Below are 23,272 nucleotides of genomic sequence, written 5' to 3' on the forward strand. Positions count from 1 at the left end.
GCGCGACGCCATGCCCCCCGTTCACACCGCTGATGCCTGGCTGCGCCTGGCGCTGCTGGCCATGGCACTGGCCGCCGTGCCACTGGCATGGTGGTGGTTTCGGCAGCGTCGGCAGCCCATGGCACGGCGGCTGGCGGCGCTCACCGCGCTGACCCTGTTCCTGACCCTGGACCTGATCGCCTTTGGTGCCTTCACGCGCCTGAGCGACTCGGGCCTGGGCTGCCCCGATTGGCCGGGCTGCTATGGCCGGGCCAGCCCGGTGGGCGCGAGTGCGCACATTGCGGCGGCCGAGGCCGTGCTGCCCGATGGCCCGGTGACGCAGACCAAGGCCTGGATCGAGATGACCCATCGCTACCTGGCCATGGCAGTGGGTCTGCTGATCCTGATCAGCGCCGTGGCCAGCTGGCGGCACCGGCAGGTGCTGCCGCACTCGTGGCTCTGGAGCCTGGGCACGCTGGCCTGGGTGATCGTGCAAGGCCTGTTCGGCAAGTACACGGTGACGCTCAAGCTGTATCCGGCCATCGTCACCCTGCACTTGCTGGGCGCGGTGACCCTGCTGGCCTTGCTGGTGATCCAGCATGCGTCGTTCACACGCCGCGCTGAGGCGCCCATCCCGGCGGCCACGGCGCGCTGGCTGCCCTGGGCCCTGGTGGCCCTGGTCATGCAGATCGCGCTGGGTGGCTGGGTCAGCACCAACTATGCCGTGCTGGCGTGCCAGGACTTTCCGGGCTGCAACGGCGACGGCTGGCCGACCATGGCCTGGACCGAGGGCTTCGCGCTGCTGCGCGAACTGGGCCACACCGCCGACGGCCGCATCCTGTCCTTCGAGGCGCTGGTGGCGATCCACTGGACCCATCGGCTGTTTGCGCTGATGGCTGCCCTGGCGGTGGGGACCGTGGCCGTGTGCCTGTGGCGCGTGCCAGGCTGGCGCCGGCCGGCAGCGTGGCTGGCCGGTCTGCTGCTGCTGCAGGTGCTGACCGGGCTGAGCAACGTGGTGCTGCGCTGGCCGTTGCTGGGCGCGCTGATGCACACCGTCGGGGCCGCCAGCCTGGCGGGCGTGCTGGTGTCGGTGATCGCGCGGCGGCGCTTCAGCGCTTCGGCCGGTTCCTGAGCATGGCGCTCATGTCGTCGAGGCCGATGCGAACCTCGGCGCTGACGGCCGGCCCGCGGTCCAGGCCACGGATGGCGTGCCCGTAGACCAGTTCCAGGCGCAGCGCGATGCGGCCCTGCGCGTCGGCGCGCGCTGACAGCGCGTCCAGCAGCCGTTGCCGCCACGACGGCGTGCGCAGGCCGCTGAAGCGCGCCGGGTCGGCGTTGGCGCCGAGCTCGCGCAACTCGGCCAGCAGCGCCTCGGGCGACGACCAGGTCAGGGTCAGCGTCTCCTGGTCCATCACCGGGCCCTCGTAGCCGGCGGCCACCAGCATGTCGCCCAGGTCGTGCATGTCGACCAGCGGTGCCATCGGCGAGCCCCAGCCCGCCTGGCTGTAGAGCTGGCGCAACTCGTCCAGCGTGCCGGGGCCCAGGGTGCTGAACATCAGCGCGCCCTGCGGCGCCAGACGCCGGCGCCAATCGGCCAGCAGCGCCGGCGGATCGGCGGCCCAGTGCAGTTGCATCACCGACCACAGCAGGTCGGCTTCACCATCGGCCAGCGCGGTCGGCGCGGGGGTCAGCAGGCGCTGCCACCAGCGCCCGCCCGGTGGCGGCGCACCGGCGCGGTCGATCTGCGCGCCGGGACAGGCCTCGGCCAGGACCGAGGCCGGGCCGCCTGCGCTGCCGGACAGGTCCAGCACCCGCCGAGGCGCCTGACGGAACACGACCAGGCGCTCGGCCAGTCGGCGCGCGGATTCGGCATGCAGCCAGGGCGCGGCGCCGGCCCGCTGCTGACGCCCCTGCACGCGCTGCGCGGTCCGGGCGTCCAGCGCGCGAGGGGCGGGAGAGGTACTCATGGCGCGGCAGTATATTGAGGCCATGCCGCCGCCCGCCGCCCTGGGGACATGGCTGCCAGCTTGGCGGCCCGCGCCGCCGCCGCAGGTCTGCGCGGTCTGCGGCGGCTGGGCGCGCGGCCCGGCCTGCCCGGACTGCCTGGCCCGCTTCGCGGCGCCGCGGCCGCGCTGCGGGCGCTGCGCGCTGCCCCTGCCGGCCGGGCAGCCGCTGTGCGGGCGCTGCCAGCTGTCGCCGCCGCCCTTCAGCCGCGCGGTGGTGGCGCTGGACTATGGATTTCCATGGGACCGCCTGGTGTCACGCTGGAAGCAGTCGGGCGACCTGGCGCTGACGGGTCTGTTCGCGCTGCTGATGCGTCCGGTGCTGTCGGCCGAGCCGCCGGTGGACGCGGTGCTGCCCATGCCCGCCTCACCTGCGCGCCTGCGCGAGCGCGGCTACGACCAGGCGCTGCTGCTGGCCCGCGCGGTGGACGCGCGCGCCGATGGCGGCCTGCTGCGCCGCTGGCGCGACACGCCGCACCAGACCGGCCTGGACCGGGCTGCGCGCCAGGCCAATCTGCGCGGCGCCTTCATGCTGGCGCCGGGCCGGCGTGCCGAGGTGCAGGGGCGCCACCTGGCGCTGGTCGATGACGTGATGACCACCGGCGCCAGCGTCACCGAGGCCAGCCGGGTGCTGCGTGAGGCCGGCGCCGCCTCGGTCAGCCTGTGGCTGCTGGCGCGCACCCCCGAGTGAGCGGGCCGACAATCGGGCCATGTTCCGCATTGTCCTGGTCCACCCCGAGATCCCGCCCAACACCGGCAACGTCATTCGCCTGGCGGCCAACACCGGTTGCGCGCTGCACCTGATCGAGCCGCTGGGCTTCTCGATGGACGACAAGCTGCTGCGCCGCGCCGGCCTGGACTACCACGAGTACGCGCCGGTGCGCCGGCATGCCGACTGGGACGCTTTCGTGGCGGCCGAGCAGCCCGACCCGGCGCGCTGCTTCGCCTTCACCACCCGCGGCAGCCGGCCGCTGGGCGAACTGGCGTGGCAGCCGGGCGACGTGCTGGTCTTCGGGGCGGAGAGCGTCGGTCTGCCGGCCGCGCTGCGCGAGCGCTTCCCGCCCGCGCAACGAGTCCGGTTGCCGATGCGGCCGGGTCAGCGCAGCCTGAACCTGAGCAATGCCGTGGCGGTGGCGGTGTTCGATGCCTGGCGCAGCCAGGGCTATGCCGGCAGCTGAGCCGTTGCCTTCGACCCTCAGACCAGCTCGTCCACCAGCGCCAGCAGACGCGCGATGTCCACCGGCTTGGTGACGTAGCCGCGCACGCCAGCCGCCTGGGCGCTGGCCAGGCGCTCCTGGGTGGCGTCGGCCGACACGGCCAGCACCGGCACCTCGGCCAGGCGCGGGTCGGCGCGCCAGCGGGCCAGCACCTCCAGGCCGTCCATGTCGGGCAGGTGCATGTCCAGCAGCAGCAGGTCAGGCAACTGGGCGCGGGCGGCGGCCAGGCCTTCGGCGCCGGTGGCGGCCACCGTCAGGCTCAGCCAGGGCCGCTGCGCGAGCACGCCGCGCATCACCTCGGCATTGGTTTCGTTGTCCTCGATGTAGAGCACATGGGCGGGCGCACGCACCGGCACCGGCGCACCCGCCGTGGCGGGCGCGGCCTCCGAGGCCGGGTCGGCGCCGGCGGCCGGCAGGCACAGGCGGAACACCGAGCCCTGGCCCGGCGCGCTGCGCGCCTGCAGCTGGCCGCCCATGGCCTCGGCCAGGCGCAGGCTGATCACCAGACCCAGGCCGGTGCCTTCGACACCCGAATGCTCGCGGCCCAGCCGGTTGAAGGGCTCGAACAGATGGGCCAGCTGCTCCGGCGTCAGGCCCTCGCCCTCATCGGCCACCTCGATGCACACGCCGTCCCCGTGATCGACCACGCTGCAGCGCACCGCGCCACCCTCGCGGTTGTACTTGGCGGCATTGCTCAGCAGGTTGGTCAGGATCTGGCGCAGGCGCAGCGGATCGGCCCAGACCCGCCGGGTGCTCTGGCTGCGCACCGGCTCAAAGACCAGGCGGCGGGGGGCCGCCGTGGGCGCCAGCATGGTGATGCATTCCTGCAGCAGCACGGCCGGGTCCACCGACTGCGGGCTCAGCCGCAACTCGCCCGATTCGATGCGCGCCAGGTCCATCATTTCGTTGATCAGACCCAGCAGGTGCCAGCCGGCCTGCTGCACCTGGTCGTTCCACTCGCGCTGGCGCGGCGTCAGCGCCGGTGAGCGCTCCAGGCCCAGCAGCTGGCCAAAGCCCAGGATGGCGTTCAGCGGCGTGCGCAGCTCGTGGCTGATGCGCGACAGGAATTCGCTCTTGGCGCGGCTGGCGGCCTCGGCGCTTTCGCGCGCACGCTCGGCCTGGGCCAGACGCAGGTGCTCGGTGACGTCCTCGATCACGCCCACCACATGGTGCGGCCGGCCCTCGGCGTCGCGCAGCAGGCCCAGGGTGACCTGCACTTCCAGCGGCTCGGCGCCCTCGCGCTGCAGCTGGCGCCGCGCCTGCCACAGGCCGCGGGTGTCGGCCAGTTGCGCCACCAGCGCGCGGTCATGGCCTTCGGGGCCGGGCAGCAGGCGCGCCAGGCTCAGGCGGGCCAGCGCCTCGGCGCCGTCCGGCGGCAGACCCAGCATCGTGCGCAGGCGTGGGTTGGCCTCGCGCAGCCGGCCTTCCAGGTCGGCATAGACCACGCCGGTGGGGATGTTGTCCACGATGGCGCGCCAGCGGGCCTCGCTGTCGCGCAGCCGCTCCTCGGCGCGGCGGCGTTCCTGCACCTCGTGGCGCAGGTCGCTGGTGCGCTCGGCCACCGCGTCCTCGACGCGCCGCTGGCGGCCGGTGATCGACAGCAGCAGCATGCCCAGCAGGCCGGCGAACAGCAGGCCGCCCACGCCGAACAGGCCGGTCAGCCACGGTGCATCGTCCGGCACCTGGCTGGGCGCGGCGCTGAGCCGCAGCTCCCAGCTGCGGCCGCCGAAGCTGGTCAGGCGGCGGTAGCTGAGATGGCCGGCCGGCAGGGCAGCGGCGCAGGCCGGTGGGCCGGCCAGCAGGGCCCGCGGTCCCTGGCCGTCGCGATCGACCAGGCAGGCTGTCAGGTAGGGCGGCGCGGTGGCCATGATGCGCGACAGCGTTTCACCGGTGCGCAGGGTCACGAAGGCCACGCCCTCCAGCCGGGCCCGCGGACCCTGGCCCAGCACCTGGCCGTCCGGCCGCATCACCGCGCGGTAGACCACCACGCCGGTCTCGTCGCCCAGCGCCTGGGTCAGGCGGAAGCCTTCGCTGGCACGGGCCTGTTCGTCCGCCAGTGCGCGTCCGATGGCCTGGCGAACCGCCGGGATCGACAACTGGTTGACGCCCAGCGCCACCTGGTTCGGGCCGAGCGGCGTGATGCGGCGCATGGCCACCACGTCCTCGTCGTCGGCGGTCAGGCTGGGCGGCGCGTCGGCGCGGTTGAACACCCGCCAGGCCCGACCATCCCGGGCGGCGATCCGGGCCTGGGCAGCGGCCAGATCCGCGCGCATCAGCCGCTGACCGAAGCCCAGCGCCACCAGGTGCGGCGACTCCTTGAGCCAGGCCTGGGCGGCGCGGTCGAACTCGTCCACGGTGACGTCGTCCGAGGCCAGGTACAGGCCGTGGATGGCCTCCAGTGCATGCAGCGGCGTGCGCAGGCCCCAGTCGAAGACGTCGGCGGTGCGGGTGGCGTCGCGCTCGAAGGCGCTGCGCAGGCGCTGGGCGTCACCCCGGCCGACCAGCAGCGTGGTGGTGGCCACCGCGGCCACCAGCGCCAACATCGGCAGCGCCACCGTCAGCCGGCGCGAGCGCCACAGGTGCGCCGGCTGGCCGACCAGCGTGAGCGCGATCGGCGCACCCAGCAGCACGCCCAGTGCGTCGCCAGTCCACCAGGACAGCCAGGTGCTGACCAGGGCGTCGCGGCCCAGCGCGCCGGTGCCGCCCAGCACCGACACGGCCACGCTGGCGCTGACGGTGCAGGCCAGCACGCCGGCCAGCAGGAACAGCTGCAGCACGTCGCGCGGCTCGGACAGGTCGCGCGGCGGCCGCAGTCGGCGGCGCACCAGACGTGCGCCCAGCTCGGCCTGGGCCGCCGCACCCAGCGCGATCAGGCCACCGCTGAGCAGGCTGATCCAGTCGGTCTGGCCGCGGGCACTGCCCAGCAGGGTGTTGACGGCGAAGGCCCCCAGCAGGCTGCCCACCCAGCCGGCGCGCCCCCAGGTCAGTGTGGCGACCAGGGCGATGCCGGTCGACGGGTACAAGGGGGCCGCGAACGACGGTGGCGCCGCCAGCCACAGCGCCAGGGCCGCCGTGGCGGCGTAAGCCAGCGCGGTCAGCAGCGCCACCCCGGCCTGGCGGGCCAGGGCGCTGGGGGCGTTCTCGGCGTGGCCGGAGCTCATCGTGGGGCGCTGGCAGGCGCGCAGGCCGGAAGCAGGCTCAGACGTTGAACAGGAAGTTCATCACGTCGCCATCCTTGACGACGTACTCCTTGCCTTCGGCGCGCATCTTGCCGGCATCCTTGGCGCCCTGCTCGCCCTTGAACTGGATGAAGTCCTCGTAGGCGATGGTCTGGGCGCGGATGAAACCACGTTCGAAATCGCCATGGATGACCCCGGCAGCCTGCGGCGCGGTGTCACCGATGTGGATGGTCCAGGCGCGCACCTCCTTCACGCCGGCGGTGAAGTAGGTCTGCAGGCCCAGCAGCTTGAAGGCGGCGCGGATCAGGCGGTTCAGGCCCGGCTCGTCCTGGCCCATCTCGGCCAGGAAGAGGGCGCGGTCCTCGTCATCCATCTCGGCCAGCTCGCTCTCGGTCTTGGCACAGATGGCCACCACCTCGCCCTTCTGGGCGGCGGCATACTCGCGCAGGCGGTCGAGGAAGGGGTTGTTCTCGAAACCGGTCTCGGCCACGTTGCCGACGAACATCGCCGGCTTGGCGGTGATCAGGCACAGCGGCTTGAGCAGCACCCACTCTTCCTTGCTGAACTCGACCGAGCGCACCGGCCTGGCTTCGTCCAGCGCGGCGCGGCACTTCTCGAGCACCTTGACCAGGGCCGCCGCCTCCTTGTCGTTGCCGCTCTTGGCCGCCTTGGTGTAGCGCTGCAGGCTCTTCTCAACCGTGCTCAGGTCGGCCAGGCACAGCTCGGTCTGGATGACCTCGATGTCGGCGATCGGGTCGACCTTGCCGGCCACGTGGATCACGTTCTCGTCCTCGAAGCAGCGCACCACGTTGACGATCGCGTCGGTCTCGCGGATGTGGCTGAGGAACTGGTTGCCCAGGCCTTCGCCCTTGCTGGCGCCCGCCACCAGACCGGCGATGTCGACGAACTCGACGATGGCCGGCAGCACCCGCTCGGGCTGGACGATCTGGGCCAGCGCGGCCAGGCGCGGATCGGGCACCTCGACCACGCCCACATTGGGCTCGATCGTGCAGAAGGGGTAGTTCTCGGCGGCGATGCCGGCCTTCGTCAGGGCATTGAACAGGGTGGACTTGCCGACGTTGGGCAGGCCAACGATGCCGCACTTGAGGCTCATGGGGATTCCTGGGGTTCTGGGGGGCGCTGGAGGTTTCCAGGCATAACCCGCCATTTTAGGGCGGTGCCTACAATGCCGGGATGGTTTCGCCCGACGTTCGCATCCTCGGCACCGGCATCGTCAGCCGCGCCGCTGCGCTGGCGCTGTCGCACGACGGCTTGTCGGTGGCGGTGCAGCGCCGCGCCGCGCCAACGTCGGCCGACCTGCGTGCCTATGCGCTGAATGCCGCGTCGGTGGCCTTGCTCGAGCGCCTGCGCGTCTGGGACAGCCTGCCCGCCGATGCCCGCACCGCCGTGCAGGACATGCGTGTGCAGGGCGACCAGGGCGCGGTGATCGGCTTCTCGGCCTGGCAGCAGGGCGTGGACGCGCTGGCCTGGATCGTCGACGCAGCCGCGCTGGAAGACACGCTGGAGGCCGCGCTGCGCTTCGCCCCGCGCATCAGCGTGCAGGACGAGCCCGCTGCAGCGGCGCTCACCGTGATCGCCGAGGGCAAGGCCTCGGCCGCCCGTGAGGCGCTGGGGGTGCGCTTCGAGCGCCACGGCTACGGCCACCATGCGCTGGCCGCCCGCCTGGTCAGCGACCGGCCGCACCAGGGCCTGGCCCGCCAGTGGTTCCGCTCGCCAGATGTTCTGGCGCTGCTGCCACTGGACCGGCCGCAGCCCGGCGCGTCGTACGCGCTGGTCTGGTCGCAGCCCGAGGCCCAGGCGCGGCAGTGGCGCGACGCACCGGCGGCGGAGCTGGAAGCCGCGCTGGCCGAGGCCACGGGCGGTGCGGCCGGCGCGCTGCATCTGGCCAGCGAGCGCGCCACCTGGCCGCTGTCGCTGGGCCATGCCAGCGCCACCACCGGCCCCGGCTGGGCGCTGCTGGGCGACGCCGCGCATGTGGTGCACCCGCTGGCCGGGCAGGGCCTGAACCTGGGCCTGGCCGACGTGCTCTCGCTGTCCGAGGTGCTGGCCGCGCGCGAACCCTGGCGGGCGCTGGGCGACCCGGCGCTGCTGCGCCGCCATGCGCGCCGCCGCAGCGGCCCCAACCACCTGATGGCCGGCACCACCGACGGCCTGTGGCAACTCTTTGGCCATCCGCACCCGCTGCTGCGGGAACTTCGCCACCACGGATTGACTCTGGTTGACAGGATGCCGCCGCTCAAGCGCTGGCTGATCGACCGCGCACTCGGCGCCTGACCGGCCGCCACAAGGACCCCCGATGACCCGTACCACCCCGCTGTTCCGCTCGATCGGCCTGTCGGCCCTGATGGCCGTGGCCACGCTGGCGCAGGCTGACGAAGCCACGATCCGCAAGGTCCTGGCCGATCGCATGCCCAACCTGCCGCCGATCGACGAGGTCAGCCGCACGCCGATGGGCGGCCTGTGGGAGGTGCGCCTGGGCACCGACGTGCTCTACACCGACGATGGCGGCAACTTCCTGATCGAAGGCAGCCTGTTCGACACCAAGACCCGCACCGACCTGACCAAGGCCCGGGTCGACAAGCTCACCGCCATCGACTTCGGCAGCCTGCCGCTGAAGGACGCGATGGTCCAGAAGCAGGGCAGCGGCGCGCGCAAGCTGGTGGTCTTCGCCGACCCGAACTGCGGCTACTGCAAGCGCCTGGAGCGCGACCTGCTGAAGGTGAAGGACGTCACGATCTACACCTTCCTCTACCCGGTGTTGGGCCCCGACAGCACGGTCAAGACCAAGGACATCTGGTGCGCCAAGGATGCCCAGAAGACCTGGCGCGCCTGGATGATCGACGGCGTCACGCCGCCCAAGTCGGTCGGTGAATGCGACACCACGGCGATCGACCGCAACTCCGCCATGGGCCGCAAGTTCCGTGTCCAGGGCACGCCGGCCATCGTCTTCGAGGACGGCTCCCGCTCGCCCGGCGCCATGCCCGCGAACCTGATCGAGAAGCGCCTGGCCGATCTGCAGAAGAAGGGCTGAAGGCCCGACACAGGGGGGGCGGGAACGCCTGCGCCGGCAAAGGTGGCGCGGCGCAGCGACAATCGCCCGCCATGAATGCTCCCACCCGTGCCCTGGCGCTGCATGAGCCGCCCGCCGATGCGGCGCGCCTGTCCTACCTGGGCCTGCTGCCCTTCGTGTTCGGCGCTGCGCTGCTGTGGCTGATCGACAGCCCTGAGCCCCACGCTTTCGTGGCGCTGGCCTTGGCCGCCTATGGCGCCACCGTGCTGGCCTTCCTGGGTGGCGTGCACTGGGGCCTGACGATGAACGCCCATGGCGAACCCCCCACGGCCCGGCGCTGGGCCGTCGTGCCGCCGCTGGTGGGCACGCTGGCGGTGGTGATGCCGGCCTACTCCGGCCTGCCGCTGGTGGGCATGATGCTGGTGGTGTGCTACCTGGTGGACCGCCGCCTCTACCCCCAGGCCCAGCTGGCCCACTGGCTGACCCTGCGCTTCCGTCTGACCGTGGTGGCAGCGCTGTGCTGCTTCCTGGCGGCCGCCGCCACCTGAGCGACCGAGCGTCGTTCAACCCCCGCCGCCTGGCCCCATCCACTGCTCCGCCGCTGAGCCCGAGGACCCCCACCCGATGGCCCGCATCGCCTACCGTATCGAGCTGCCCGAGCCGGGCACCCACCGCTACCGCGTCACGCTGACCGTGCCGCAGCCGCAGGCGCTGCAGGAGCTGGCGCTGCCGGTGTGGATACCGGGCAGCTACATGCTGCGCGAGTTCGCGCGCCACCTCAGCCGCCTCGAGGCCCGCCAGGGCGGCCGCGCCTGCGCACTGCGCCAGCTCGACAAGACCCGCTGGGTGGCCGAGTGCCACGGCCGCGCGGCGCTGGTGCTGAGCTACGAGGTCTATGCCTTCGACCCTTCGGTGCGCACCGCCTGGCTCGACGACACCCGCGGCTTCTTCAACCCCACCAGCCTGTGTCTGCAGGTGGTGGGCCGCGAGGCCGAACCCCATGAGCTGCAGATCGGCACCCTGCCGCGCGGCTGGGAGGTCGCCACCGCGATGACGCCGCTGCCCGGCCGCCGCCAGGCCTGGCTGTGCGCCGATTACGACGAGCTGGCCGACCATCCGGTGGAGCTGGGCGCCTTCTGGCGCGGCCAGTTCGAGGTGGCTGGCGCGGTGCACGAGTTCGTCGTCGCCGGCGCCTGGCCCGGCTTCGATGGCGAGCGCCTGCTGGCCGACACCCGCCGCCTGTGCGCCGCGCAGATCGCCTTCTGGCACGGTCGGCGCAAGCCGCCGTTCCAGCGCTACGTGTTCCTGCTGTGGGCGGTGGACGAGGGCTACGGCGGCCTGGAGCACCGCGCCAGCACCGCCCTGATCGCCAACCGCCGCGACCTGCCGCGCCTGGGCCAGAGCGCCAGCACCGATGGCTATGTCACGCTGCTGGGCCTGATCAGCCACGAGTACTTCCACACCTGGAACGTCAAGCGCCTGAAGCCGCGCGAGTTCCTGCGCTACGACTACCAGCGCGAGAACTACACCCAGCTGCTGTGGTTCTTCGAGGGCTTCACGTCCTACTACGACGACCTGTTCCTGCAGCGCACCGGCCTGATCGATGCGCCGCGCTACCTGAAGCTGCTGTCACGCGTGATCAACGGCGTGCGGGCCACCCCGGGCCGGCGCGTGCAGAGCGTCGCCGAGGCCAGTTTCGATGCCTGGAACAAGTACTACCGGCCCGACGAGAACACGCCCAACGCCACCGTCAGCTACTACACCAAGGGCTCGCTGATCGCGCTGTTGCTGGACCTGCGGCTGCGTGGCCGCGAGCAGTCGCTGGACGCCCTGATGCGTCTGCTGTGGACACGCCACGCCAGCAGCGGTCTGACCGAGGACGACGTGCTGGCCGCCGTCACCGAACTGGGCGGCGCCGATCTGGCGCGCGAGCTGGCCCAGTGGGTGCATGGGCGTGACGAGCTGCCGCTGGAAGCCGCGCTGGCCGCCAGCGGCGTGCAGCTGAGCCAGGAGGGCAGCGGCTGGACGGCTGCGCTGGGCCTGAAGCTCAGCGAGGGCCCGGTCAGCGGCTGCCACGTCAAGCAGGTGCTGGACGGCAGCGCCGCCGCGCGCGCCGGCCTGTCCGCAGGCGACGAGCTGCTGGCGGTGGACGGCTGGCGCATCCGCCGCCTGGATGACGCCCAGGCCTGGGTGCGCGAGGGCCAGGCCTTCGAGCTGACCCTGGTGCGACAGCAGCGCCTGCGCACGCTGCGGGTGCAACCGGGGGGCGAGGCCGGCTTCACCCGCGCCTGGGCGCTGACGCTGCGCAGCGAGCCGGCCGCCGCCGCGGCGGCGCTTCGCCAGGGCTGGCTGGGCGCGTGATCGCGGCCATGCGGCGCTGGGGCAGCGGCGGCCGTCGGCTGGCGCTGGCCGGCCTCACCGTGCTGGTGTCCTGCGTGCACCTGGGTGCCGGCCAGTGGGTCTCGGCCAGCCTGGCGCTGAGCCGCGACGCGCCGCCCGCAGCGATCGACGTGCGCTTCATCCAGGAGATGGCGCTGACCGAGCCGCCGCCGCCCGCATTGCCACCGCCGGCCCGCCGTCCACGGCCCCAGCCGGTGGTGGCGGCCGAGCCGGCCGCCAGTGCCGTGGCCGAGGCGGCGTCGGCGCCGGTGCCGCCACCGCCGGTGGCCACGGCGCCGCCCGAGCCGGCCGATGACGCGGCCAGCGCCGTCGCCGAGGCGCCGTCGCCCGCGGCGTCGGCCCCGCCTCCCTTCGCCTGGCCGCCGTCCACCCAGCTGCTCTACGCGCTGGAGGGCTCCTACCGCGGCCCGATCGTCGGCGAGGCCCAGGTCGACTGGCTGCGCGAGGGCGAGCGCTACCAGGTGCGCCTGGAGGTGCGCGTGCCGCCGCTGTTCAAGCGCCGCATGCTCAGCGACGGCCTGCTGGGTGACGAGGGTCTGAGCCCCAGCCGCTACGACCAGGAGACCGAGGTGGCGCTGTCGGCGCCGCGGCGCGAGACCGTGCAGATCGATGGCGACCGGGTGCAACTGGCCAACGGCAAGTCCGAACCCCGACCGCCCGGGCTGCAGGACGTGGCCAGCCAGTTCGTGCAGATGACCTGGCTGTTCCTGACCCGGCCCGAGCTGGCCCAGACCGGGGCCACCGTGGAGCTGCCACTGGCCCTGCCACGCCGGGTGGGCCGCTGGATCTATCGCGTGCAGGAGCGCGGCCCGCTGGAGCTGCCCTTCGGCACGATCGATGCGGTTCACGTGGTGCCGCAGCGCGACAACGCCAAGCCGGGCGAGCTGGCGGTGGAGCTGTGGGTGGCGCCGGGCCTGCTGTACCTGCCGGTGCGCATCGTCATCCGCCAGGATGCCGACAACTACCTGGACCTGCGTCTGAAGACCGCGCCACGCATCGCGGTGCTGAACGCGCCGTCCTCCTGAGGCCGGCCCGAACGCCTCTATCATCGGCCCATCCCCCCGATGAACCCGCTGCCCCAGGTGCTGGGGCGGCCCGCAGGAGACTTCCATGGCCTACGAATGCATCCTCACCGAGGTGCGCGGCGACGGCGCGCTTAAGACCGGCGTCATCACCCTCAACCGCCCCAAGCAGCTCAATGCGCTGAACGACCAGCTGATGGACGAGCTGGGCGCCGCGCTGCTGGCCTTTGACGCCGACGACGGCATCGGCTGCATCGTGCTGACCGGCAACGAGAAGGCCTTCGCCGCCGGCGCCGACATCTCGCTGATGGCGGGCTACAGCCACATGGACGCCTTCAAGAAAGGCCACATCTCGCGCAACTGGGAAACCATCCGCCAGGTCCGCAAGCCGGTGATCGCCGCGGTGGGCGGCTTCGCGCTGGGCGGCGGCTGTGAGCTGGCGATGATGTGCGACGTGCTCATCGCTGCCGACAGCGCGAAGTTCGGCCAGCCCGAGATCAAGCTGGGCATCGTGCCCGGTGCCGGCGGCACGCAGCGCCTGCCGCGCGCCATCGGCAAGGCCAAGGCCATGGAGATGCTGCTGACCGGCCGCATGATGGGTGCCGACGAGGCCGAGCGCAGCGGCCTGGTCTCGCGCGTGGTGCCGGCCGCCAGCCTGCTGGACGAGGCCCTGGTCACCGCCGGCCAGATCAACGCCATGGGCCAGCCCAGCGTGATGATGATCAAGGAACTGGTCAACGAGGCCTTCGAGAGCGGCCTGTCCACCGGTGTGCGCTATGAGCGCCGGCTGTTCCACGCGCTTTTCGGCACCGAGGACCAGCGCGAAGGCATGGGCGCCTTCCTGGAAAAGCGCCCGGCCAGCTTCACCCACCGCTGAGTGGCCCGGCCTGCCGCCCAGCCCACCCCGGCGGCCGACGATCCGCTGGCTGCGGCGCGCGCCGCGCTGGCGCGCCAGTGCCCGCCGCCGGCCGCCTTGCGCGCGCAGGCCACCGCGCTGCGCGAGCGCCAGTCGCTGCTGGCCGACCTGGAACTGCGCCAGCACCTGGCCGCTCACCCGGACGACGCCGACGCCTGGTGGCTGGCCGCGCAGGCCAGCGAGCGCCTGGACCGCGCGCCGCAGGCGATCGAGCAGCTTCAGCGTTGCCTGGCCCTGGCACCGGGCCATGACCCGGCACGCTGGCGGCTGGTCGAGCTGCTGCTGCGCGACGAGGAACTGGCTGCGGCGCGCCAGCACCTGGATCAGCTGCTGAGCCACCAGCCGGCGCAACCCCTGTTCCTGCACCACCAGGCCAATGTGCTGGAGCGCCTGGGGCTGGGTGATCAGGTCCTGCCGCTGGTCGAGCGCCTGCTGGCCACCGCGCCAAAACAGCCGGCCTTCCAGGTGCGCCTGGGCCATGCGCTGCGCGTGGCCGGCCGCAGCGCCGACTGCGTGGCGGCCTACCGCGCCGCGCTGCGCCTGCAGCCCGACTGCGGCGCCGCCTGGGCGGCGCTGGCCAACCTGAAGACCTGGGGTTTCGACGACGCGGACCTGGCCACGCTGCGCCAGCGGCTGGGCCGCCGCAGCCTGCCTGAATCCGAACGCCCGGCCCTGCAGTTCGCGCTGGCGCGCGCGCTGGAACTGCGCGCCGAGTACGCCGAGAGCTTTGCGCTGTACCACCAGGCCAATCGCAGCCTGCGCGCGCGCATCCACTACGACGCGGGCGCCCTGCAGGCCATGGTCGACGCCCAGATCCAGGGCCTGGACGAGGCCTTCTTCGCCCGCTGTGCGGGGCAGGGCGATCCGTCAGCGGCGGCGATCTTCATCGTCGGCCGCCCGCGCTCGGGCTCTACGCTGGTCGAGCAGATGCTGGCCAGCCACCCGGCGGTGGAGGGCACCTCCGAGCTGCCCTATGTGGGCCACCTGGCGCGCGTGCTGGCCGAGCGCCGCAGCGGCGAGCTCGGACCCGCGCATGTGCGCGCGCTGCTGCAGCAGCCGCCCGAGCGCTGGGCGGCGCTGGGGCAGGACTACCTGCGCCGAGCCGGCGCCCACCGCCACAGCGACCGCCCGCGCTTCATCGACAAGAAGCCCGCCAACGTGCTGCACCTGGGCCTGATCCGCGCGATGCTGCCCAACGCCGCCATCGTCGATGTGCGGCGCCACCCGGTGGCCACTGCCTGGTCGATGTACAGCGCCTACGGCCGTGGTGCGCTGGCGCTGGAGGAACTGGGCCAGTACTACCGCCACTACCTGCGCCTGGTCAGCCACGTGCAGCGCCTGCAGCCGGGCCGCGTGCTCACGCTGCACTACGAATCACTGGTGCAGCAGCCCGAGCCGGTGCTGCGCCAGTTGCTGGACCATCTGGGCCTGCCCTGGGACGCCGCCTGCCTGCGTTTTCACGAGAACACCCGCCAGGTCCTCACCCCCAGCTCCGAGCAGGTGCGCCGACCGCTGGACCCGCAGGCCGTCGACCACTGGCGCCACTTCGAGCCCTGGCTGGGGCCGCTGATCGAGGCGCTGGGCGAGGCGGCCGACTATTCGCTGCCGGCCGGCGGCACCCGCGCCTGAGTCACTCCACCACCTTCACGTCCTTCCAGAAGGCGATGCGCCCCTGGATCTCGGCGGCTGCGTCCTTGGGCGCGGCGTAGGTCCAGGCGGCGTCGGGCAGGGCGTCGCCGTCGACGAAGACGGTCATGTACGAGGCCTCGCCCTTCCAGCTGCACATGGTGCGGGTGTTGCTGGGCAGCAGGTGCTGCGGCTTGACCGCCGAGGCGGGAAAGTAGTGGTTGCCTTCGACCAGCACGGTGTCGTCGCTCTCGGCGATGACGGTGTTCTTCCAGATGGCGCGCATCGGTGTCTCCTGGGTGGGTGGTTCAGCCCGGCAAAGAGCGGGCAGCGGTGCCCTGGGGCAGGGCCTTGACCAGCTCGCCGATCAGGCGGCTGGCCTGGCGCATCAGCGGCGTGGGGCGCTTGTGGGCCGAGCTGGCCAGGCACAGCACGCTGATCAGCGGCGGGTCGGTGATCGGACGCACGGCGAGTTCATCGCCCCGTCCCGAGGCGGCCACGGCGCTGGCGGTGAGCACCGCATGGCCGTGTCCGGCGGCCACCAGGTCGACGATGGCGGCGATGCTGGAGACCTCCCAGCGCACCTGCAGCGTCAGCCCGGCCAGCGTGGCCTGGCTGTCGAGCTGGCGGCGGATCACGTGCTGACGCTCGGGCAGCACCAGCGGCAGTGGCGCCAGATCGCGGAACGGCAGCGGACCACGCGTGGCGTCGCGTGCGCGCTGCACCAGGCACAGCCGTTCTTCCAGCAGCGGACGGAACTCCAGGCCGGGCTGGGTCTCGGGGTTGTGCACCAGGCCCAGGTCGACCCGGCCGGTGCTGATCCACTCGGCCACATGGCTGGACAGGCCTTCCACCAGGGCCAGCCGCGCGCGGGGCAACTGGCGCTCGAAGGATTCGATCAAGGGCAGGGTGAGCTGGCGGCCAATGCTGGGCGGCACACCAATCGTGACATGCCCCACCGGTTCGTCGCGGCTGGCCCCCATGTCGGCCCGCGCCTGGGCCACCTGCTGCAGGATCTCGGTGGCATGGCCGAACAGCCGCCGACCGGCATCGGTCAGCACCACGCCTCGGCCATTGCGCAGCAGCAGCGTCTCCCGCAGGTCGATCTCCAGCGCGCGCACCTGGCGGCTCAAGGCCGGCTGGGCAATGTCCAGCACCACCGCGGCCTTGCTGAAGCTGCCCAACTCAGCCACGCTGACGAAGTACTCCAGCTGCTTGAGGTTCATGTGGGCGATTATCGACAGCTGGACCGGGTGCGGCTGCAAACTGCCCAAGGCAGTCATTGCCCGCGGAGGTGGTCGAGGCGAGGCGGGGGAAAGGGGTCTCTCTCATGTCCCCCGGCCTTCGGCCTCCTCCTTGACTTCGTTCGACCCCTTTCCCCCACCTCGCTTGGCACCGTTTCGGGACTGCTCGCGCGAGCAGTGCGGGAACGTCGGTAGCGGGTGAGGGGGAGTTCGCTTGGCCGAAGTCAAGGAGGAGGCCGCAGGCCGGGGGACATGAGGACAAGCGAATTCCCCCTCGCCCGCCGCGCCACACCGCCGCAGTCGACCCAACGGCCGGTCAGGGCAGTGAGCGGTCTGCTACAGGTTAATAAGATACTTAACTGAGAAGTCAAAACAACTGACTTCCACTTATCGTAGGGTCTTTCTAGCATGCACTCCATCGCATCCCAGACGGAGACCCAGCATGGACCAATCGAACCGCTACGCCGACCTCAGCCTGCGCGAGGAGGACCTGATCAAGGGTGGGCGCCACATCCTGGTGGCCTACAAGATGAAGCCGAAGGCGGGTCATGGCTATCTGGAAGCGGCTGCTCACTTTGCGGCTGAGTCCTCCACTGGAACGAACGTCGAGGTCAGCACCACCGACGAGTTCACCAAGGGCGTGGACGCGCTGGTCTACTGGATCGACGAGGCCAACGAGGACATGCGGATCGCCTACCCGCTGGACCTGTTCGACCGCAACATCACTGACGGCCGGATGATGATGGTCAGCTTCCTGACCCTGGTGATCGGCAACAACCAGGGCATGGGCGACATCCAGCACGCCAAGATCATCGACTTCTGGATGCCGCCGCGCGCCATCCAGCTGTTCGACGGCCCGAGCAAGGACATCTCCGACCTGTGGCGGGTGCTGGGCCGGCCGGTCCAGAACGGCGGCTACATCGCCGGCACCATCATCAAGCCCAAGCTGGGCTTGCGGCCGGAGCCCTTCGCCAAGGCGGCCTACGAATTTTGGCTGGGCGGCGACTTCATCAAGAACGACGAACCGCAGGGCAACCAGGTCTTCGCGCCGATGAAGAAGACCATCCCGCTGGTGGTCGATGCCATGAAGCGCGCGATGGACGAAACCGGTGAGGCCAAGCTGTTCTCGGCCAACATCACCGCCGACGACCACCACGAGATGATTGCCCGCGGCGAGTACATCCTCGAGCAGTTCGGCCCCGACGCCGACAAGGTGGCCTTCCTGGTGGACGGCTATGTGGGCGGCCCCGGCATGATCACCACCGCCCGCCGCAACTTCCCCAACCAGTACCTGCACTACCACCGCGCCGGCCATGGCGCCGTCACCAGCCCCAGCGCCAAGCGCGGCTACACCGCCTATGTGCTGGCCAAGATGTCGCGCCTGCAGGGGGCCAGCGGCATCCACGTGGGCACCATGGGCTACGGCAAGATGGAGGGCGAGAAGGACGACCGCGCGATCGCCTACATCATCGAGCGCGACAGCTACACCGGCCCGGTCTACCACCAGGAGTGGTTCGGCATGAAGCCCACCACGCCGATCATCTCGGGTGGCATGAACGCGCTGCGCCTGCCGGGCTTCTTCGAGAACCTGGGCCACGGCAACGTCATCAACACCGCGGGTGGCGGCAGCTACGGCCACATTGATTCGCCGGCTGCCGGTGCGCGCAGCCTGCGCCAGGCCTACGACTGCTGGAAGGCCAAGGCCGACCCGATCGAATGGGCCAAGGAGCACCGCGAGTTCGCGCGCGCCTTCGAGAGCTTCCCGAAGGACGCCGACGCCTTGTACCCGGGCTGGCGCGAGAAGCTGGTCGGCATCCACCGCTGAGCCCCGCCATGGACCCGCTGCACGACTGGCGCATCACCGCCGAGCCGCGCTACCAGCCGCAGGGCGACGAGGTGGCGCTGTTCGAGGCCGCCTGGGCCGCCCGGCTGCCGGTGATGCTCAAGGGCCCCACCGGCTGCGGCAAGAGCCGCTTCGTCGAGCACATGGCCTGGAAACTGGGCCGGCCACTGGTCACCGTGGCCTGCAACGAGGACATGACCGCTGCCGACCTGGTGGGCCGCTTCCTGCTGGAACCGGACGGCACCCGCTGGCAGGACGGTCCGCTCACGCTGGCCGCGCGCCATGGCGGCATCTGCTACCTGGATGAAGTGGTCGAGGCCCGGCAGGACACCGTGGTCGTCATCCATGCGCTGACCGATCACCGCCGCCAGCTGCCGCTGGACAAGAAGGGCGAACTGCTGCGCGCCCACCCGGATTTCCAGCTGGTCATCTCCTACAACCCCGGCTACCAGAGCCTGGTCAAGGATCTGAAGCCCAGCACCCGGCAACGTTTCTGCGCGTTTGATTTCGACTATCCCGCCGCGGCCCAGGAAGCCGCGGTGCTGGTGGCCGAAACCGGCGTGGCCGCACCCCTGGCCGCGCAACTCATCGAGGTGGCCCATGCGGCACGCCGTCTGAAGGGCCACGGCCTGGCCGAGGGCATCTCCACCCGGCTGCTGGTCAACGCCGGCACGCTGATCCAGCGCGGCGTGGCGCCTGCCGCCGCCGCACGCATGGCGATGGTGCAGCCGATCACCGACGACGCCGACATCCGCGAGTCGCTGGAGCACGCGATCGACGCCTTGCTCGCCTGAAGGCCATGCTCGCCCCCCAGTCCAGCACCCGCCACCCGCTGTGGCGCGAACGCCTGGGCCGCGTCTTCTCCGAGGTGGACGCCGTCTTCGACGACGCGCTGGACCGCGGCCTGCCGCTGCTCAGCGACACCGGCGCTGGCGAGTGGATGGACCTGTGCGCCTGGCTGGCCCGCCTGGGCCGCGGTCCCGAGCCCGTGCTGGCCGCACTTGAGGCCTGGCCCGAGGTCGCCCACGCCGCCGGCGAAGCGGTCATGCATCCGCTGCGCGAGGCCATCGGCACGTTCCAGAAATCACCCAACGGCCGCGGCATCGCGCCGCTGCTGCAGAGCCTGCCCGCGGTGGCGCGGCGCCTGCCCTCCGAGCCCGCGCTGCGCCGCTACCTGCAACTGGTGGTGGGGCTGATGCAGCGCACCAGCGTGTCCATCCACGGCCGCCACGCCACCGAGCCCAGCCCCGGCCTGCCGGCGCTGCTGCAGGCCGCGCCGCGCCTGGTGGCCCAGGTGCCGCTGGATGGCCTGGCGCGCTGGATCGAGGCCGGCATCCGCGCCCACGGCGGCCACCCGCAGCGGCAGATCGCCTTCTTCGCCGCCGAATCCGACGACAGCCGTGCCCTGCTGCAGCGCGAGCGCCACGGCACGCTGCTGATGGACGCCCAGCGCCGCCTGCAGTGCACGCTGCAATCGCTGTGGCAGTGGGACGCCACGCTGGTCCCGCAACCGGTGGACGCCGAGGCGCCGCTGCCCCAGACCTGGCTGGCCAACGACGGCGACGCTGACACCCCGCTGTGGGGCCTGCGCCTGCCCGAGGTGCTGGACGAGGTGAACGGCATCAGCGCCACCACCCGCTACCGCCTGATGATCGGCCACCTGGCACTGCACCGCCGCCACAGCCAGGCGCTGGTGGCCGACAACTGGAGCCCGCTGCAGCGCCTGGCCGTGGAATGCCTGGAAGATGCCCGCGTCGACCGGGCACTGCTGCAGCGCTGCCCCGGCCTGCGCAGCGCCATGCAGTCGCTGCACCCCTGCCCGACGCTGGACAGCGTGGATGAATCGCGCCAGAGCGGCCTGCGCGTGCGCCTCACGCGGCTGTCGCACGCGCTGCTGTTCGGCGCGCCCAAGGACGCGCTCGAGGACGAGACGCTGGCCGCCTTCGACGCTGCGCTGGCTGACGGCGCCGACAGCACGGCGATGTCCCGCCTGGCGCTGGGCTGGGCCGCGCGCAGCCGCCGCGCCAGCGACCAGTTCGCCGACGTGGTGTTCGACGGCACCCAGGTCGACTGGCGCGACGACAACCGCCACCTCTGGCGCTTCATCGAGGACGGCGACGAGGAACAGTCCTTCGACGACGCCGCCCGCCGCCTGCCAACCCACGACGAGCACGGCTTGCCCCCGCGCCGACATCCCGAGTGGGACGAGGCCGCGCAGCAGCTGCGCCCCGACTGGGTCAGCGTCTACGACCATCTGCAGCCTGCCGGCGATGCGTCCGAGATCGATCGGCTGCTGCAGCGCCACGCCGGCACCGCGCGTCACCTGCAGCGCCTGCTGCAGCACCTGCGCCCGCAGGACCGCGCGCGCCTGCGCCGCCAGGTGGAGGGCAGCGAACTGGACCTGGACGCCGCGGTGCGCGCCCTGGTGGACGCCCGCGCCAGCGGCCAGGCGGTCGACACCCGGGTGCAGATGAGCACCCGCCCCGAGGGCCGGCGCTTCGCGGTCACGCTGTTGCTGGACCTGTCGGCGTCGGTCAACGACCCGGTGCCCGGCGCACCGGGCGAGACCGTGCTGTCGCTCAGCCGCGCCGCTGTCGCGCTGCTGGCGCAAGCGGTGGACGCGCTGGGCGACCAGCTGGCCATCGTCGGCTTCCATTCCAACACCCGCCATGAGGTGCGCATGTGGCACCTCAAGGGCTTTGGCGAGCGCTGGTCCGACGGCCACCCCGCCGCCCGTCTGGCGGGCGTGCAAGGCGCCTTCAGCACCCGCCTGGGCGCCGCACTGCGCCACGCCGGCGATGCGCTGCTGGCCCGCCCCGCCGACCAGCGCCTGATGCTGGTGCTGACCGACGGTGTGCCCAGCGATGTCGACGCGCCGGACCCGCAGCACCTGGTGGCCGATGCCGCGCATGCCGTGCGCACGCTGGCCGGCCAGGGGCTGCCCGTGCATGCGGTCAGCGTGGACCGCGCGGCGGACGACTACCTGCGGCGCATCTTCGGCAAGCGCTTCAGCGTGGTCGACCGGGTGGAGCAGTTGCCGCGGCGGCTGCCGGAAGTCTTCGCCGCGCTGACCCGCTGACGCCCAGCGCATCCCGCGTTTGCCAGTCTGGCGGCGCGCCTGGGTGCCCCGCAGAATCATCCGAATCCGTCGCGCCATCCCGGCCGCCGGCCACGACCACAGCGAGAGGATGCCGGCCATGATGAACACCCCCACCCGTTTGGATGCTTCGCCCATGCTCCACCAGGAGCCGGCACGTCGCGCGCGCCAAAGGCTTCGGACATGGACGCTGGCGGGTGGGCTGCTGGCCGCGGCGGCCTGCCAGGCCGCCCCCTACACCTTCACCGACCTGGGCACCCTGGGCGGTACCTCCAGCAGCGCGACCAGCATCAACGCCGCCGGCCAGGTGGTGGGCTGGAGCCAGATGCCCGATGGCTCCCAGCGGGGCTTTCTCTGGCAGGCGGGCACGATGACCAACCTGGGCACGCTGGGCGGCAGCAGCAGCGGGGCGCAGTCGATCAATGATGCCGGCCAGATCGCCGGCTATTCGCTGCTGGCGGGCGACCGCGACCTGCACGTGGTGCGCTGGGACGGCCTGACACCCACCGACCTGGGCACGCTGGGCGGCACCGCCGGCTATGGCAACGGGATCAACGCCAAGGGCGACGTGGTGGGCGAATCCACGCGCACCGGCGACCAGCAGTCGGTGGCAGGCCGCTGGAGCCAGGGCCAGGCCACCGACCTGGGCACCATCGGTGGCCAGACCAGCGCCGCCTATGCGGTCAACACCCGGGGCGTGGTGGTGGGCTACAGCAGCACCGCGGGCGACAGCGGCACGCGCGGTGTGGTCTGGGACCAGGGCACGGCCACCGCGCTGCCCACGCTGGGCGGCAACCTGGGCTTTGCCCTGGGCATCAACCGCAGTGGCACTGTGGTGGGCTACGCCAGCGTGCCCGGCGACACCGCCCTGCGCGCCGTGAGCTGGACCTTGGGCGTGGCCACCGACCTGGGCACGCTGGGCGGCGACAACAGCCAGGCCCAGGGCATCAACCGCCGCGGCCACATCGTCGGCGCCAGCCAGGCCACCGGGGGGTTCTTCTACCGCGCCACGCTGTGGAAGGGCAAGCGCGTCATCGACCTGAACGACCTGCTGGACGCGCCCACCCGCGCCGCCGGCTGGGTGCTGACCAGTGCGACGGCGATCAACAACCTGGGCTGGATCGTCGGTCAGGCGCAGAACACCCTCAGCGGGCAATCCCGGGCGTATCTGCTGACGCCCTGAGGGGCACTCACCGGGCGTAGGATGGGGCCATGCGCGCCCTTGCTTCTGCCACGCTGGCCCTGTTGCTCTGCGCCTGCGCCACGCCGTCCCGCTGGACCCCCGGCGAGCCGCTGAACGGCGTGGTCGCCCGCCTGGGCTACCCGACCTACGAGTTCCCCGGCGAGAACGGCCAGCGCGTGCTGGAGTACGCCACCGGCCCCTTTGGCAAGTACACCTACCAGCTGCGCTTTGCCGCCGACGAGCGCCTGCTGTCGGGCGAGCAGGTGCTGACCGAGGCGAACTTCGCCACCATCGTCGCGGGCATGAGCACCGAGGACCTGCGCCGGCGCATCGGCCCGCCCGCCAAGCGCTTCCGCGTGGCGCGGCCGCCGCAGACGGTCTGGGCCTACCGCTACGACGCGCCCTTCTGCCAGTGGTTCATGGTGGGCGTGGGCGACGATGGCCGGGTGATGGATACGGCCTACGGGCCCGATCCGGCCTGCGAGGTCAACGACGGCGATCTGCTGTCGATGGGCCGGCGGCGCTGAGCGCC

20 protein-coding genes are annotated in these 23,272 nt (G+C 72.1%); 15 read left to right on the top strand and 5 right to left on the bottom strand.

The window, feature by feature from the left end; genetic code table 11:
• Nucleotides 1-10 precede the first annotated feature (10 nt).
• Nucleotides 11-1,111, top strand: a complete 1,101-nt coding sequence (locus tag KAK07_RS18385; RefSeq protein ID WP_210862373.1) for a COX15/CtaA family protein — start codon at nt 11-13, stop codon at nt 1,109-1,111.
• On the opposite strand, the gene KAK07_RS18390 is transcribed toward KAK07_RS18385, so the two are convergent.
• Complete coding sequence (locus KAK07_RS18390) at nt 1,089-1,946, bottom strand: methyltransferase domain-containing protein (RefSeq protein ID WP_210862375.1); 858 nt, start codon at nt 1,944-1,946, stop codon at nt 1,089-1,091. The two genes, KAK07_RS18385 and KAK07_RS18390, sit on opposite strands and share 23 nt — an antisense overlap.
• A gap of 22 nt (nt 1,947-1,968) precedes the next feature.
• Between KAK07_RS18390 and KAK07_RS18395 the strand changes: the two genes are divergently transcribed.
• A complete protein-coding gene (locus tag KAK07_RS18395; RefSeq protein WP_210862377.1) occupies nt 1,969-2,673 on the top strand; it encodes a ComF family protein in 705 nt (234 codons plus the stop codon).
• A gap of 19 nt (nt 2,674-2,692) precedes the next feature.
• Nucleotides 2,693-3,160 (top strand): tRNA (cytidine(34)-2'-O)-methyltransferase, encoded by a 468-nt coding sequence (locus KAK07_RS18400; RefSeq protein ID WP_210862379.1) that lies wholly within the window; start codon nt 2,693-2,695, stop codon nt 3,158-3,160.
• 17 nt (nt 3,161-3,177) lie between these two features.
• Here the strand turns inward: KAK07_RS18400 and KAK07_RS18405 are convergent, their stop codons facing one another.
• Both KAK07_RS18405 and ychF read right to left on the bottom strand, forming a co-directional pair.
• Complete coding sequence (locus tag KAK07_RS18405) at nt 3,178-6,360, bottom strand: ATP-binding protein (RefSeq protein ID WP_210862381.1); 3,183 nt, start codon at nt 6,358-6,360, stop codon at nt 3,178-3,180.
• Between the two features lie 37 nt (nt 6,361-6,397).
• On the bottom strand, nt 6,398-7,492 hold the full coding sequence (gene ychF / locus KAK07_RS18410; protein WP_210853166.1) for a redox-regulated ATPase YchF: 1,095 nt from the start codon (nt 7,490-7,492) through the stop codon (nt 6,398-6,400).
• Between the two features lie 80 nt (nt 7,493-7,572).
• Here ychF and KAK07_RS18415 point away from each other — a divergent pair, with 80 nt between their 5' ends.
• From KAK07_RS18415 to KAK07_RS25835, 7 genes are all read left to right on the top strand, one after another.
• On the top strand, nt 7,573-8,673 hold the full coding sequence (locus KAK07_RS18415; RefSeq protein WP_210862383.1) for an FAD-dependent monooxygenase: 1,101 nt from the start codon (nt 7,573-7,575) through the stop codon (nt 8,671-8,673).
• 22 nt (nt 8,674-8,695) lie between these two features.
• On the top strand, nt 8,696-9,430 hold the full coding sequence (locus KAK07_RS18420; RefSeq protein ID WP_210853157.1) for a DsbC family protein: 735 nt from the start codon (nt 8,696-8,698) through the stop codon (nt 9,428-9,430).
• Nucleotides 9,431-9,501: 71 nt separating this feature from the next.
• Nucleotides 9,502-9,957 carry a DUF3429 domain-containing protein gene (locus tag KAK07_RS18425; protein WP_210853155.1) on the top strand — a complete coding sequence of 152 codons (456 nt, stop codon included), beginning with the start codon at nt 9,502-9,504 and terminating at the stop codon, nt 9,955-9,957.
• Between the two features lie 76 nt (nt 9,958-10,033).
• Nucleotides 10,034-11,770: a M61 family metallopeptidase gene (locus tag KAK07_RS18430; RefSeq protein ID WP_210862385.1), complete on the top strand. Its 1,737-nt coding sequence runs from the start codon at nt 10,034-10,036 to the stop codon at nt 11,768-11,770.
• Nucleotides 11,767-12,834: a DUF3108 domain-containing protein gene (locus tag KAK07_RS18435; protein WP_210853151.1), complete on the top strand. Its 1,068-nt coding sequence runs from the start codon at nt 11,767-11,769 to the stop codon at nt 12,832-12,834. The genes KAK07_RS18430 and KAK07_RS18435 overlap by 4 nt, the downstream gene beginning before the upstream one ends.
• 85 nt (nt 12,835-12,919) lie before the next feature.
• Nucleotides 12,920-13,708: an enoyl-CoA hydratase gene (locus KAK07_RS18440; RefSeq protein WP_210862387.1), complete on the top strand. Its 789-nt coding sequence runs from the start codon at nt 12,920-12,922 to the stop codon at nt 13,706-13,708.
• Nucleotides 13,709-15,376, top strand: a complete 1,668-nt coding sequence (locus KAK07_RS25835; protein ID WP_210862388.1) for a tetratricopeptide repeat-containing sulfotransferase family protein — start codon at nt 13,709-13,711, stop codon at nt 15,374-15,376. It begins immediately after the preceding gene.
• A gap of 1 nt (nt 15,377) precedes the next feature.
• Here the strand turns inward: KAK07_RS25835 and KAK07_RS18450 are convergent, their stop codons facing one another.
• Nucleotides 15,378-15,659 carry a DUF427 domain-containing protein gene (locus KAK07_RS18450; RefSeq protein ID WP_210862390.1) on the bottom strand — a complete coding sequence of 94 codons (282 nt, stop codon included), beginning with the start codon at nt 15,657-15,659 and terminating at the stop codon, nt 15,378-15,380.
• A gap of 22 nt (nt 15,660-15,681) precedes the next feature.
• A complete protein-coding gene (locus KAK07_RS18455; protein WP_210853144.1) occupies nt 15,682-16,599 on the bottom strand; it encodes a LysR substrate-binding domain-containing protein in 918 nt (305 codons plus the stop codon).
• Between the two features lie 460 nt (nt 16,600-17,059).
• Between KAK07_RS18455 and KAK07_RS18460 the strand changes: the two genes are divergently transcribed.
• The 5 genes from KAK07_RS18460 (at nt 17,060) to KAK07_RS18480 (ending at nt 23,267) form a co-directional block, all read left to right on the top strand.
• The gene (locus KAK07_RS18460) at nt 17,060-18,442 is read left to right on the top strand and encodes a ribulose-bisphosphate carboxylase (RefSeq protein WP_210862392.1); all 1,383 of its coding nucleotides are present in this window, start codon (nt 17,060-17,062) and stop codon (nt 18,440-18,442) included.
• 8 nt (nt 18,443-18,450) lie between these two features.
• Complete coding sequence (locus KAK07_RS18465) at nt 18,451-19,254, top strand: CbbQ/NirQ/NorQ/GpvN family protein (RefSeq protein WP_210853140.1); 804 nt, start codon at nt 18,451-18,453, stop codon at nt 19,252-19,254.
• Nucleotides 19,255-19,259: 5 nt separating this feature from the next.
• Nucleotides 19,260-21,539, top strand: a complete 2,280-nt coding sequence (locus KAK07_RS18470) for a nitric oxide reductase activation protein NorD (protein ID WP_210862394.1) — start codon at nt 19,260-19,262, stop codon at nt 21,537-21,539.
• Nucleotides 21,540-21,693: 154 nt separating this feature from the next.
• Entirely contained in the window at nt 21,694-22,740 is a 1,047-nt protein-coding gene (locus KAK07_RS18475) for a hypothetical protein (protein ID WP_210862396.1), read from the top strand.
• A gap of 29 nt (nt 22,741-22,769) precedes the next feature.
• Nucleotides 22,770-23,267: a hypothetical protein gene (locus KAK07_RS18480; RefSeq protein ID WP_210862398.1), complete on the top strand. Its 498-nt coding sequence runs from the start codon at nt 22,770-22,772 to the stop codon at nt 23,265-23,267.
• Nucleotides 23,268-23,272: the final 5 nt, after the last annotated feature.

It is taken from the genome of Ideonella alba, assembly GCF_018069875.1.
GTDB classification, from domain to species: Bacteria; Pseudomonadota; Gammaproteobacteria; order Burkholderiales; family Burkholderiaceae_C; genus Ideonella; species Ideonella alba.

Excerpts from the sequence above, each read along its gene's own strand:
- KAK07_RS18385 (WP_210862373.1), top strand. The coding sequence starts at position 11 with ATGCCCCCCGTTCACACCGCTGATGCCTGGCTGCGCCTGGCGCTGCTG.
- KAK07_RS18390 (WP_210862375.1), bottom strand. The coding sequence starts at position 1,946 with ATGAGTACCTCTCCCGCCCCTCGCGCGCTGGACGCCCGGACCGCGCAG.
- KAK07_RS18395 (WP_210862377.1), top strand. The coding sequence starts at position 1,969 with ATGCCGCCGCCCGCCGCCCTGGGGACATGGCTGCCAGCTTGGCGGCCC.
- KAK07_RS18400 (WP_210862379.1), top strand. The coding sequence starts at position 2,693 with ATGTTCCGCATTGTCCTGGTCCACCCCGAGATCCCGCCCAACACCGGC.
- KAK07_RS18405 (WP_210862381.1), bottom strand. The coding sequence starts at position 6,360 with ATGAGCTCCGGCCACGCCGAGAACGCCCCCAGCGCCCTGGCCCGCCAG.
- ychF (WP_210853166.1), bottom strand. The coding sequence starts at position 7,492 with ATGAGCCTCAAGTGCGGCATCGTTGGCCTGCCCAACGTCGGCAAGTCC.
- KAK07_RS18415 (WP_210862383.1), top strand. The coding sequence starts at position 7,573 with ATGGTTTCGCCCGACGTTCGCATCCTCGGCACCGGCATCGTCAGCCGC.
- KAK07_RS18420 (WP_210853157.1), top strand. The coding sequence starts at position 8,696 with ATGACCCGTACCACCCCGCTGTTCCGCTCGATCGGCCTGTCGGCCCTG.
- KAK07_RS18425 (WP_210853155.1), top strand. The coding sequence starts at position 9,502 with ATGAATGCTCCCACCCGTGCCCTGGCGCTGCATGAGCCGCCCGCCGAT.
- KAK07_RS18430 (WP_210862385.1), top strand. The coding sequence starts at position 10,034 with ATGGCCCGCATCGCCTACCGTATCGAGCTGCCCGAGCCGGGCACCCAC.
- KAK07_RS18440 (WP_210862387.1), top strand. The coding sequence starts at position 12,920 with ATGGCCTACGAATGCATCCTCACCGAGGTGCGCGGCGACGGCGCGCTT.
- KAK07_RS18450 (WP_210862390.1), bottom strand. The coding sequence starts at position 15,659 with ATGCGCGCCATCTGGAAGAACACCGTCATCGCCGAGAGCGACGACACC.
- KAK07_RS18455 (WP_210853144.1), bottom strand. The coding sequence starts at position 16,599 with ATGAACCTCAAGCAGCTGGAGTACTTCGTCAGCGTGGCTGAGTTGGGC.
- KAK07_RS18460 (WP_210862392.1), top strand. The coding sequence starts at position 17,060 with ATGGACCAATCGAACCGCTACGCCGACCTCAGCCTGCGCGAGGAGGAC.
- KAK07_RS18465 (WP_210853140.1), top strand. The coding sequence starts at position 18,451 with ATGGACCCGCTGCACGACTGGCGCATCACCGCCGAGCCGCGCTACCAG.
- KAK07_RS18470 (WP_210862394.1), top strand. The coding sequence starts at position 19,260 with ATGCTCGCCCCCCAGTCCAGCACCCGCCACCCGCTGTGGCGCGAACGC.
- KAK07_RS18475 (WP_210862396.1), top strand. The coding sequence starts at position 21,694 with ATGCTCCACCAGGAGCCGGCACGTCGCGCGCGCCAAAGGCTTCGGACA.
- KAK07_RS18480 (WP_210862398.1), top strand. The coding sequence starts at position 22,770 with ATGCGCGCCCTTGCTTCTGCCACGCTGGCCCTGTTGCTCTGCGCCTGC.